Below are 11541 nucleotides of genomic sequence, written 5' to 3' on the forward strand. Positions count from 1 at the left end.
ATGATGCAATATTCTGTGTTTAGTGTGATTTCTCCAGAGGGTTGCGCGGCGATTTTGTGGAATGACTCAAGCAAGATTGAAAGTGCTACACAAGCCCTTAAAATCACTCCAGAATCCTTAAAAGAATCTCGTCTCATTGACGCAATTATCCAAGAGCCTCAAATTGGCGCGCATAGAGACAAGGAAAGTGCAGCTCAGGCAATTAAAAATTATTTTTTGACTACCTTAAAGGAAATTCAAGCAGATTCTAATTATTTGCAGAATCGTTATAACAAGCTAATGACTTATGGGAGTTTTCAATAATTTTTATGCAAAAAGCTTGCATTAGGTAAAAAGTTGCAAGAGATTCCAAAGGTCGCAATTATTGGTGCAGGAGCAAGCGGAATCTTTTGTGCTATGCTACTTTTGTCCTTTGGAATCCCGATTGTTTTGTATGAAAAAAACAAGACTTTAGGCAAAAAACTCCTTGCCACAGGGAATGGACGTTGCAATATCCACAATCAACACACTAACGCAAAACATTATCAAACTTCAAGCTTTACCCCAAAAGAGATTCAAAGCATTTTGCAAACTTGCAGTTTTGGAACATTTGCAAAGACTTGTCAAAAGCTTGGAATCGCATTGGAGATTTGCGAAGATGGTAGGGTTTATCCGCAAAGCAATTCCGCAAAATCCGTGTTAGAAGTCTTTGGTGATATATTAAAAGATTCCAAAAATTTCACAATGGTTTTGGGAACTGAAGTTTTGGAATTATGTCAAACACAAGGGGGATTCTTGCTGAAAAGTGCGCAAGGACAAGAAAAGTATTCTTGCGTGGTGCTTGCTTGTGGAAGCGAAGCTACACCAAAACTTGGAGGAAGTGATAAGGGGTTGGAATTAGCTAAAAATTTGGGATTAGAGATTGTTCAAACTTACCCCTCTTTGGTTTCTTTGAATATAGAGTCCCCATTGATTTGCGCTCTAAGTGGTGTGAAAATCAAGGCAAAACTAACGCTCAAAAAAGCCAATCAAACGCTTGCTGAAGTGCTAGGAGATGTGCTTTTTACAGATTATGGAATCTCGGGATTTGGGGTGTTGGACATTTCCTCTTATGTGAGATTGGAAAAAGATTTGACGATGATTTTGGATTTTTTGCCAAGTTTTGAGGAAAGAGCATTGGAAAATCAGCTTGTAAATCTTGCAAAAACCTATCCCAAACGGAATCTTATTTCTCTACTAAGTGGATTTTTGAATCCTAAAATCGCCAAAGCTTTTGCGCAAAATTTTCATTGGAATCCTAAAAATACGAAGCAGTTGAAGCAATTAGTGTTTAAACTGAAAAATTTTGAGCTTAAAAATCCAACAACAAAGGGCTTTGAAAATGCAGAAGTAAGTGGAGGAGGTGTGAGCGGAGAGGAGATTAATCCCAAAACTATGGAATCCAAAAAATATTCAAACCTTTATATTGTTGGGGAAATGTTAGATGTTGTTGGGAATCGCGGAGGGCATAATCTCGCCTTTGCTTTCTCCAGTGCGTGGGTGTGCGCAAGGGCAATCAGGGCAAAATGTCTGCAATGACGCAGTGGCAGATGCTTTGTTTTTCATCATTGCGAGTGCTTGCCTGAACAATCTATAACCTATAATCTCACTTTTAAGATTCTATAATGAGGGTTTGAAAAACTCGCAAATATCCACTTCTAGGATTTCTGCAATCATTAAAAGATGCTCAATATTGAAATGCGCCCCTCTGTAAAACCTCTCTGCACTCGCGACAATGCTTACACTTTTGTGTCCAAGTCGCAAGGAGAGTTCAAGCTGGGATATGCCTTTTTCTTTACGAATTTTTGCTACATTTTTGCCTTTATTCAATTTGTTTTCTTTGGTGGTTTGGGTGCTGGTGCAGCAGCTGCAGAAAAAACAGGAAATCCTGTCTTTGGAATTATTGTTAGTGCCGCTATCTTTGTTATTGTTGGTTGGGCTATTACAGCTTGCGTAGGTTAATTTAACCATAATGCTAAAATCTTAAAAGGAGAGCAAGTGAGAGTATCAATTTTTAAACAAGCTATATTATTAGTCTTTCTTATGGTTGGTTTATATGCTTTTGATGTCGCTACTGAAAAGGAACTAGCTGACAGACAAGCATATCAAGAGTATGAATTAAGCAAGCAATATGACCCTACACGAGTTTTAGAAAATGGGTTTGCAGCTCCCGGATTATCTATGCAAGAACAAGCAATCTTAGGTTCTAATGTTACTTATAAAGATATGGTCGCTAATGAGGTTAAAAGAAGGCAAGAGTTAGAGAGAAAATTATTGCAAAATGAAATTAATTATCAAAGGGCTTTGGCAATGGAACGAGCAAAGGCTAAAAGATAGCAAAATTTAGGAGTTACAATGAAAATTTTCTTAATTACATTTTTAACGATATTATCGTTTTTTACAATAGGGTGCAGTAGTGGTCATTATGGAATTACTTATAATACAAATCCGATAGGTGCGAATTTAGTTTGTGGCGGACAGAGTAAAGGTTATACGCCTGTAACTTTATATTATACTTTTGAAAATGACAATTATAATACGGTAGAATGTGAAGCAATATGGATAAGTGGCGCAAGGGCTACATTCCAAAACTATTGGGGTGATGTGGTAGAAGAATATCCCCAAGGCGTCCGAAGCACTCTACAAAGACCAGATTATCCAGATTTAGATAAAGATATGCAGTTTGCATTTCAAGTGCAGCAAATGAAGCAACAAGAGGAAATGCAACGACAACAAATGGCAATGCAGCAAAGACAAATGTTATCACAACAACTAGATGAATTAAATAGAAGTATATGGGAACAAAATAGAATGCAGCAAGAGAGTTTTGACAGAAGCTTAGAGTATTGGAGGCAACAAGACCAAGAGAATTATCAGAACCAAATGCTATATCAAATGCAAAATTTAAATAGAAATCTAAACAATTTGAATCATAGCCTCTATTGATTTGCTTTTGCATAAGTATGAGCATTTTTACAAAAATATTCGCAATGGTAAAATAATGTATTGTATCATTAGGTATGTTTGATTATGGATTGCCAAGAAAACCTAGAGTTTCTCTCAATGATAAAAGGGCAGAATCCACTTGCGCAAAGTTATAGATTGCCAAGTAAGTTTATAAAATGCTTGTAATAACGAGTGAATAACGATTATAGAATCTTGCAATGACAGGATTATCCCGCATCGCCCTCCACCGCAATTCCATATTTTGCGAGATTAAAGTAATTCTCATCTACATAATAAATATTATGGAATCCCTGCTGTGCAAGCTGTGTGCCAAAGTCCGCCGCAGTCGCTCCGCTATGGCAATAAAGCAGAATCTTTTTATCAGCATTTTCTTGTGCGATAAAGGCAATGCGTTGCAGGGATTCCACATTAATCGCGTTTTGAATATGGCTAATGAGAAAATATCCCCTCCCACGCAAATCAATCACGATAAATTCATTTAAATCAATCTTTTCTAAATCCGCAGGTATCGCTAAACTCTGATTTTTAATATACATTATTTGCCTCTTGAATTTTTATAAAATTTTGTTAAAATTAACAAATGAGAACGATTTATTATATCACAAAAATGCCTCCCGATTTGCAAAGATTTGGTAAGGAATTAAAGGAATCCATTATAATTTTGCCACTTTTAGAGATAAAAACACTTTTGGATTGCGCGGTTTTAGAGAAATTTTTTTCGTGCGATTCTTTGATTTTTACTTCAAAAAACGCCATTTTTGCGCTAAAGAAAAATTTAGAATCCTTGCCTAATACAGTAGAGGCAATGCAGAGGTGGCGGAATCTGCCTAGTTTTACTCTAGGTAGCGGCTGTAACGAAGCCTTAAAAAGCTTAAACCTTAAGCCTTTCTTTAGCGCAAGTCGTGCGTATGGCGAGGAGTTTGCAAGAGAGTTGATTCCACATTTGCAGGGCAAAAAGCCTCTCTTTATTCGGGCGCGTAAAATTGCTTCAAAGCTTCCACAAATCTTAGCAAGCGCGGGAATCTCGCTACAACAATCTATTCTTTATGAAACTTCACCGCGCCAACTGCAAGAATCGCAAAAAGAACCTTTGACAAGAGATTGTGTAATCTTTTTCAGCGCACCCTCGCATATTAGAGCGTTTTTGCTTAATTTCGCTTGGGATTCTAGTTTTATCGCATTATGTATTGGGGAGACGACGCAAAAATGTGCAAGAGAGCTTTTGGGGGCAGAAGCAGAGATTTTGCTTTCTCCCAAAGTTAGCAAGGAAGCTGCGTTGGAGTTTGCAAGGACGCTTTAGGGATTCCGACTTTGTAAAGCAAAGTTGTGATAGAATCCACAAAAACACAGGGAAATTCACAAAATGAAAAAGCTTAACCTCAAAACGGCAGCAATTCCAAAATTATTTTTAAGTTATTTTTTGCCCTCACTTATTGCTATGCTTGCTCTTTCTACCTATTCCACGATTGATGGAATCTTTGTGGGTAAGAAGCTTGGAGAAAATGCGTTGGCAGCGATTGGAATTGCTTGGCCTATTTTTCCGATTCTTATTGCTTTTGAATTGCTCTTTAGCGTGGGTGCTGCGGCAATGGCTTCCTATTTTTTGGGACGCGGGAAAGCCTTTCGTGCGAGGATTGTGTTTAGCAGTGTGTTTTATTTTGCATTAAGCACAAGCCTTATTGGTGGGATTGTGTTGTATTTTTATAGCGATTCTATTGCACTAATGCTTGGTAGTAGTGCGACACTTTTGCCACTTGTGCGGCATTATACCGAAGTCATTTATCTTGGGGCATTCATCATCATTTTGCACCCGATGTTAGATATTTTTGCAATTAACGATAAACAGCCAGTGCTCGCGATGATTGCAATGATTGTAGGTTCATTGGCAAATATTGTGCTGAATTATATTTTTTTATTTATATTAGAGCTTGGAATCGCAAGTAGTGCATTAGCCACATTGCTTGGACACGGGATTGGAATGTGCATTTTACTACAACATTTCTTGCGCAAAAAAGGAGATTTATATCTCATCAGGACATTTGATATTTACGCGCTTTTAAGTGCAACTAAAAATGGAATCCCACAAAGTAGTTCAGAGATTAGCGTGAGCATTATGATGTTAATCTTTAACCATACGATTGCAGAAATTGCGGGAGATAGAGGAATCGCAATTTATAGTGTTTTAATGTATGTGGGGATTATTCCTTTTACGATTCTGCTTTCTATGGCGCAAGGTGTGCAACCCATTGCAAGTTTTAACTATGGTGCAGGATTAATGGAGCGCGTGCGAAGAGTGTTTAACTTTGGTTTAGTTTTTAGCTTTGGAGGTGGAATCACACTTTATTTTTTGACTTTTGTTTTCTCTCCTTTTTTGATTGCTTGGTTTTTGCCAAATGACATTGCAATGCGTGATGCAAGCTTGTTGAGTGATACACAAAATGCAATGAAATTTTATTTTTTGGGCTATATTTTGTTGGGTGTTAATATTGTGAGTGCGATTTTCTTTCAATCCATTCAGCGCACGTTCAGTTCCTTTGTGATTACTTTTTCCTATACTTTACTTTTTGCGCTTTGTTTTGTGATGATTCTACCCAAAATGTATGGATTTAATGGTGTGATTCTTTCTTATCCATTGGGAACTTTATGTGCAACTTTTGTTTCTTTTGGAATCATTTTATATGAATGCAAGCAAGGTATTTTGAAAAATTATTAAAAAATTATAAAAATTTTGTTTTATATATTAGATTTTATCAAACTACAAATATATTAAGTGTAATATCAATTTATTAAAGATTATTCAAGGTTAATCTTTAAAATTTTAATTTTTTACAGAAGAGGTTATCATGGGAACTAGAAAAGAACATGACTTCATCGGTGAGTTAGAAATTGACGATTCTGTGTATTATGGAGTGCAGACTTTTAGAGCTGTGGAAAACTTCAAAATGACTGGAAGAACGCTCAAAAACTATCCTTTTTTTGTCAAGGCGTTTGCACAAATTAAAAAAGCAGCTGCATTAGCAAACAAAGAAGTAGGAGTGCTTGATGCACAAAAAGCAGATGCAATTGCAAAAGCCGCGGATAGATTGATTAATGGTGAATTTATTGACCAATTTGTCGTGGATATGATGCAAGGAGGTGCTGGAACATCTACTAATATGAATGTTAATGAAGTCATTACTAACATTGCATTGGAAAGTATGGGACATAAAAAGGGAGAATATCAATATCTTCACCCTAATGACCATACCAATTTGGGACAATCCACGAATGATACCTATCCAAGCTCTATCAAAGTTGCAACTCACGAGAAATTAGGACATTTACTTGAGGCAATGGAAGAGCTTAAAAAAGAGCTTGAGAAAAAAGCAAAAGAATGGAAAGATATTATCAAAATGGGACGCACAGAGTTAGAAGATGCTGTACCAACAACACTTGGAAATACATTTAATGCGTTTGCAAGTTATATCAAAAGCGATATTGCAAAAATCAAAGCAGCAAGAGAATCTATGGCGGTGCTTAATATGGGTGCAACTGCGATTGGAACAGGAATCAACTGCCACCCAGATTATAAATTTGTCGTAGAGAAAAAACTAAAAGAAATCACAGGAGTAGAATTTAAGCCTGCAGAGGACTTTATCGCTGCGACACAAGATACTGCGGATTTCGTGCATGTCAGCGGCGCACTAAAAACTGCTGCAGTGAGACTTTCTAAAATTGCAAACGATATAAGATTAATGAATAGCGGTCCTAGATGCGGACTTGGCGAAGTGAATTTGCCAAAAATGCAGCCCGGAAGCTCTATTATGCCCGGCAAAGTGAATCCTGTAATTTGCGAAGTTGTGGGAGAGGCTTGCTATGAAGTCATCGGAAATGATGTAACGATTATGCTTTGTAGTGAAAGAGGAGAGTTTGAGTTAAATGCGTTTGAGCCCGGTATTGCCTACGCACTTTTTAATTCTGTAATAGTTTTGGAAAATGCAATGAGAACTTTAGCTCAAAAGGCTATCAAAGATTTGACTGCAAATCCGGAAGCTTGCAAAAATGCAGTGCTTAATTCTATTGGAATCGTAACAGCGTTTAACCCTGTGTTGGGCTATGAAAAATCCGCTAGTATGGCAAAAGAAGCGTTGCAGACAGGCAAATCAGTAGCGGATATTTGCTTGGAGAGAGGATATTTACCAAAAGAAGAGATTGATAAAATCTTAGACCCAAAAAATATGCTAAATCCACAAATGAAATCAAAAAAATAAGGAAAAAGAATGGAAATGTTAATGCTTATTCTGCAAGTGATTGTGCTGCTTGGCGCGATTTTTGTAGGGATTAGACTTGGAGGGATTGGAATCGGTTATGCCGGTGGTTTAGGTGTTGTGATTTTAGGGCTTTGCCTTGGTATGAAGCCTGGTGCGATTCCATGGGATGTTATCTTGATTATTATGTCTGTTATTGCAGCAATTTCTGCAATGCAGCTTGCAGGAGGCTTAGATTATTTAGTGCAAATTGCAGAGAGAATCTTGCGTTCCAATCCAAAATATATCAACTATCTTGCTCCAACCGTTACTTACTTCTTGACAATTTTGGCGGGGACTGGGCACACTGCATTTTCTATGATTCCTGTTATCGTGGAAGTAGCAAAAGAGCAAAATATTAAACCTTCTGCACCGCTTTCTATTGCGGTAGTTGCAAGTCAAATCGCAATTACTGCAAGCCCTGTAAGTGCGGCAGTTGTATATATGACCGGTGCGCTAGAGCCACTTGGTTGGAGTTATCCACTTCTTTTGGCTATTTGGATTCCAACTACATTTATTGGTTGTATGCTAACAGCGTTTGTGGTTACAATGTTCTCAAATCTTGACTTGAGTTCAGACCCTGTATATCAAGATAGATTAGCAAAAGGTTTAGTAAAACCAGCAGTAGGTGCGCAAAATATGCAACTTAAAGAAGGTGCAAAACTTTCTGTTGGGATTTTCCTTATTGGCGTTTTGGCTGTTGTTTTGTATGCGACTGCGATTTCAAAAATTGGTGGCAAACCTGTCTTTATTGAAAATGTTGTCGTGCCTAGAGATGCAGCGATTATGAGTTTTATGCTCGGGGTAGCGACTTTTATCACCATTCTTTGCAAAATTGAAGTAGGTAAAATTGCAGAGTCAAGCGTATTTAAATCTGGTATGATTGCGTGTGTGTGTGTGCTTGGTGTTGCTTGGCTTGGAAATACATTTGTAGATGGTTATAAAACACAAATTGGTGAATTGTCTAGCGATTTGGTTAAACAGATTCCAGCTTTATTGGCAGTTGCTTATTTCTTTGCGGCTACCTTGTTGTATTCTCAAGCAGCCACTGCAAAAGCAATTACACCTGTGGTGATTACAGCTCTAGGTATTAGTGTTGCAAATCCGGGCGATTCTTATATGATTGTTGCTTCTTTTGCTGCGGTTTCTGCTTTGTTTGTATTGCCAACTTATCCTACATTACTTGGTGCGGTGCAAATGGACGATACAGGTTCAACAAGAATCGGGCATTATATCTTTAACCACGCATTCTTGATTCCCGGCGTTTTAGCGATTGCCTTTAGCGTTATCTTAGGATTCGTTGCAGTTGCTTTTGTATAAATTCTAAAACTCTCAAGTTTCCCTTGAGGGTTTTTTAAGCTTTTCACTTTCATTCTACTTCTCTTTTACAATTCTATTTACCAACTATTTACTTTTTGATTTAAGTCAAGGAGTTTTGTAGAAAATAAAATTAAAATAATGTCCTTGAATTTAGAATCTTTGAATGATTTTGGATTCAAAAAATACTAAAAGGAGCGTCTATTGAACGGTAAAGAACCTAAAAAACCGCTCTCATTTGTCGCTTTGTTGTTAGGGGTTTTGTGTCTATTTGCTTGTATTATAGGGCTATATACTTTCTATAATGCAAAAGGTATGTCATATTTCAGCAATGAAAGTGAAGCTTGTAATAATTGCCATATTATGAATGATGTTTATAATGATTGGTTGAAAAGCTCGCATTCAAAAAAGATTGCTGGAAAACCACGTGCAACTTGTAATGATTGCCATTTACCGCATAGTTTTGTAGAGAAGTGGATTGCAAAAGCGGAAAGTGGAATAGGGCACGCGTATGCATTTACCTTTAAACTAGATGTGTTGCCAACAAATTTGAGTGCAACACAAAAATCTAAAGGAATGATTCAAGATAATTGCGTGCGTTGCCATAGCGAAATGGTGAGTAATGTCGTGAATCCTACGACTAATCCACACGGGAATGAGTCTCTTAGTTGTGTTTCTTGCCATACAGGCGTAGGACATAAACGAGGTTTTTAAATTATTTAGGAGGTTAAAATGCAAAAAAAATCGCCTTTAATGCCAATTTTGGTGGTGATTGTTTTAATTGTGATTTCTGGAATGCTTTGGCTAAACTCTGATATTAGCAAGAAACAAGCAGAAAGCACAGGTGGGCTAAGCTCTAAGGGCTTTGTAGAGATGAGTGATGAAAATCCAACTTTTGACTATTGGGGCAAGAATTTTCCGGATTATTTGGATATGTATTTGACGGTAGAAAAGCAAGCTCCTATTTCAACAGAATTTGGTGGGAATTTGGCGTATTCTAAATTGATTCGTTATCCACAGCTTACGATTCTTTGGGCGGGCTATCCTTTTAGCATTGACGCAAATGAGGAGAGAGGGCATTTTTGGATTCAAGTAGATCAAATGGATACAGCAAGAAATAATAAAGATTTTCTAAATGCACATGGCTTTGCAGGATTTGGCGGACAACCTACGGCTTGCATGAATTGTCATAGTGGTTGGAGCCCTTGGTTACTTAAAAATGTTGGAATCGGAAATACCCCAGAGGAAAAATGGATTTCTTTTAACTCTACGAAATATTGGACGATGATTAAAAATGTCCCAGCAGTCAATGGAATTGAGCCAAACTCTGAAGCACATAGCGGACCGCATGGCGGTAAAAGAATGGGGGTAACTTGTGCGGATTGTCATAATCCAAATGATATGCAGTTGCGTTTAACGCGTCAGGCTGCAATTAATGCACTTGTAAGTCGTGGTTATGAAAAAGACCCTGTAACAGGAATCAAAGCAAGTCGCGATGAAATGCGCACACTCGTTTGCTCACAATGCCACGTAGAATATTACTTTAAACCAACAGGCACAAAAGTTAAGGTGATGGGAGAATCTATTGCGAATGATTCTACACAAAAGTGGTGGAATGGCACACAAAAAACTTATGATGAGTTTGATTCTTGGAGAAATGGCAACGAGCCCACTGAAATTGAAGTTGCAGGCTTAGAATTGGTATTTCCTTGGAGTGCTTGGAAGAAAAATGAGCCTTTTAGAATTGAAATGTTTGATGAGCATTATGAAAAAGTGCGTGATATTTTTGCCCAAGATTGGCAACATAAAATCACTAAAGCCCCGATGTTAAAAATCCAACACCCAGAGACAGAGCTTTTTAGCGGTGGTGTCCATGCAGCAAATGGCGTAAGTTGTGCGGATTGTCATATGCCCTATAAGCGCAAAGGAGCGAAGAAAATGACAGAACACAATATCACCTCTCCATTGCAAGATATTAACGCTGCGTGCAAAACTTGCCATACACAAAGCGAAGAGTATTTAAAAGCGCAAATTTTTGATATTCAAAAATCCATTGCATTTGATTTAAGAAGTGCAGAATATGCAACGGTTAGTTTAATTGAAGACATTAAAGTTATGCGTGAGAAACTTGGTGCATTGCCTGCTTTTCAAACGGATGGCAAAGTAGATGATAAAAAGATTTCTGCGGCTTTAAAAGAGCCATTAGAGCTTCATCGCAAAGGACAAATGAGAGGCGACTTCGTGGGTGCGGAAAACTCCACAGGATTCCACAATCCAAGAGAGGCAAGTAGAATGTTACTTCAAGCAGTTGAAATGGCTAGAATGGGGCAAACAAAACTCGTTGAAATCGCAAATGCAAATGGAATCAAAGATTTTAAAACCTCTAATTTAGGTTTCGAGGAGATTCAAAAGTATAATCCGGGTGAGATTATTTATAAAGTGGATTTGAATGGACATAAAGCAGGAGAACGTTATTATAAACACGAAGAAATCAATGGTCCAGCTCCAAAAGAATTAATGGAATTGGATAAAAACAACAAACCTTATAACTATAAGGTAATTGATTCTAAAACTTCTGCGTATTAATGCTTATTCCCAAATGCTTTAAGGCATTTGGGAATTTAATCTTTTAACTGATAAATAATAGGAATCTGCAAGCGCACATTATTTGTATAAACTGGAAAATCAACCGAAGCTCTTTGTATGGTTTGGAGCGTATTTTTATCCAAAATCTCATATCCTGAACTTTTAATAATTTTTAAATCCTTTAATTGTTTTTGTTGGGTCCATAGGAATTCCACCAAAACCTTTCCTTGTATGCGTATTTTTCTTGCTTGTCTTGGATAAGTGGTGGCACTATCAATCGCTAATTTTACAGCTTTTAAAAAAGGATTATTGTCTTTGCCATAGGAGAAAAATTGCGTTTCTGTTCCGCTTGTATTTGAAGGAGATA

The 11541-nt window shown here is 37.4% G+C and carries 12 protein-coding genes and 1 pseudogene; 10 read left to right on the top strand and 3 right to left on the bottom strand.

Annotation, left to right across the window (positions count from 1 at the left end):
* Positions 1 to 303, top strand: a pseudogene (locus Q1553_RS05845) (acetyl-CoA carboxylase carboxyl transferase subunit alpha); the annotation flags it as partial.
* Positions 304 to 336: 33 nt separating this feature from the next.
* Positions 337 to 1557 carry an aminoacetone oxidase family FAD-binding enzyme gene (locus tag Q1553_RS05850; protein WP_300842808.1) on the top strand — a complete coding sequence of 407 codons (1221 nt, stop codon included), beginning with the start codon at positions 337 to 339 and terminating at the stop codon, positions 1555 to 1557.
* 81 nt (positions 1558 to 1638) lie between these two features.
* Here Q1553_RS05850 and Q1553_RS08480 read toward each other — a convergent pair whose 3' ends face one another.
* Positions 1639 to 1989: a helix-turn-helix domain-containing protein gene (locus tag Q1553_RS08480; RefSeq protein WP_115552077.1), complete on the bottom strand. Its 351-nt coding sequence runs from the start codon at positions 1987 to 1989 to the stop codon at positions 1639 to 1641.
* A gap of 27 nt (positions 1990 to 2016) precedes the next feature.
* Between Q1553_RS08480 and Q1553_RS05860 the strand changes: the two genes are divergently transcribed.
* Complete coding sequence (locus tag Q1553_RS05860; protein ID WP_115552076.1) at positions 2017 to 2355, top strand: hypothetical protein; 339 nt, start codon at positions 2017 to 2019, stop codon at positions 2353 to 2355.
* Between the two features lie 18 nt (positions 2356 to 2373).
* A complete protein-coding gene (locus tag Q1553_RS05865; protein ID WP_300764801.1) occupies positions 2374 to 2964 on the top strand; it encodes a hypothetical protein in 591 nt (196 codons plus the stop codon).
* A 227-nt stretch (positions 2965 to 3191) separates the two neighbouring features.
* Here the strand turns inward: Q1553_RS05865 and Q1553_RS05870 are convergent, their stop codons facing one another.
* The gene (locus tag Q1553_RS05870; RefSeq protein WP_115552073.1) at positions 3192 to 3521 is read right to left on the bottom strand and encodes a rhodanese-like domain-containing protein; all 330 of its coding nucleotides are present in this window, start codon (positions 3519 to 3521) and stop codon (positions 3192 to 3194) included.
* 44 nt (positions 3522 to 3565) lie between these two features.
* On the opposite strand from Q1553_RS05870, the gene Q1553_RS05875 reads away from it, so the two are divergent.
* The 6 genes from Q1553_RS05875 (at position 3566) to Q1553_RS05900 (ending at position 11174) form a co-directional block, all read left to right on the top strand.
* Positions 3566 to 4285 carry a uroporphyrinogen-III synthase gene (locus tag Q1553_RS05875; RefSeq protein ID WP_300842809.1) on the top strand — a complete coding sequence of 240 codons (720 nt, stop codon included), beginning with the start codon at positions 3566 to 3568 and terminating at the stop codon, positions 4283 to 4285.
* Between the two features lie 63 nt (positions 4286 to 4348).
* A complete protein-coding gene (locus Q1553_RS05880) occupies positions 4349 to 5698 on the top strand; it encodes an MATE family efflux transporter (RefSeq protein ID WP_115552071.1) in 1350 nt (449 codons plus the stop codon).
* A gap of 130 nt (positions 5699 to 5828) precedes the next feature.
* Positions 5829 to 7235 carry an aspartate ammonia-lyase gene (locus Q1553_RS05885; protein ID WP_115552070.1) on the top strand — a complete coding sequence of 469 codons (1407 nt, stop codon included), beginning with the start codon at positions 5829 to 5831 and terminating at the stop codon, positions 7233 to 7235.
* A 9-nt stretch (positions 7236 to 7244) separates the two neighbouring features.
* Positions 7245 to 8591 (top strand): anaerobic C4-dicarboxylate transporter, encoded by a 1347-nt coding sequence (locus tag Q1553_RS05890; protein ID WP_297600803.1) that lies wholly within the window; start codon positions 7245 to 7247, stop codon positions 8589 to 8591.
* A 243-nt stretch (positions 8592 to 8834) separates the two neighbouring features.
* A complete protein-coding gene (gene nrfH / locus Q1553_RS05895; protein ID WP_245944287.1) occupies positions 8835 to 9302 on the top strand; it encodes a cytochrome c nitrite reductase small subunit in 468 nt (155 codons plus the stop codon).
* Positions 9303 to 9320: 18 nt separating this feature from the next.
* Entirely contained in the window at positions 9321 to 11174 is a 1854-nt protein-coding gene (locus tag Q1553_RS05900; protein ID WP_115552067.1) for an ammonia-forming cytochrome c nitrite reductase subunit c552, read from the top strand.
* A gap of 35 nt (positions 11175 to 11209) precedes the next feature.
* On the opposite strand, the gene Q1553_RS05905 is transcribed toward Q1553_RS05900, so the two are convergent.
* On the bottom strand, positions 11210 to 11541 hold a 332-nt coding region (locus Q1553_RS05905), incomplete at its 5' end, for an energy transducer TonB (RefSeq protein WP_300842810.1).

The sequence above is a fragment of the Helicobacter sp. UBA3407 genome, assembly GCF_949747025.1.
Lineage (GTDB): Bacteria > Campylobacterota > Campylobacteria > Campylobacterales > Helicobacteraceae > Helicobacter_D > Helicobacter_D ganmani.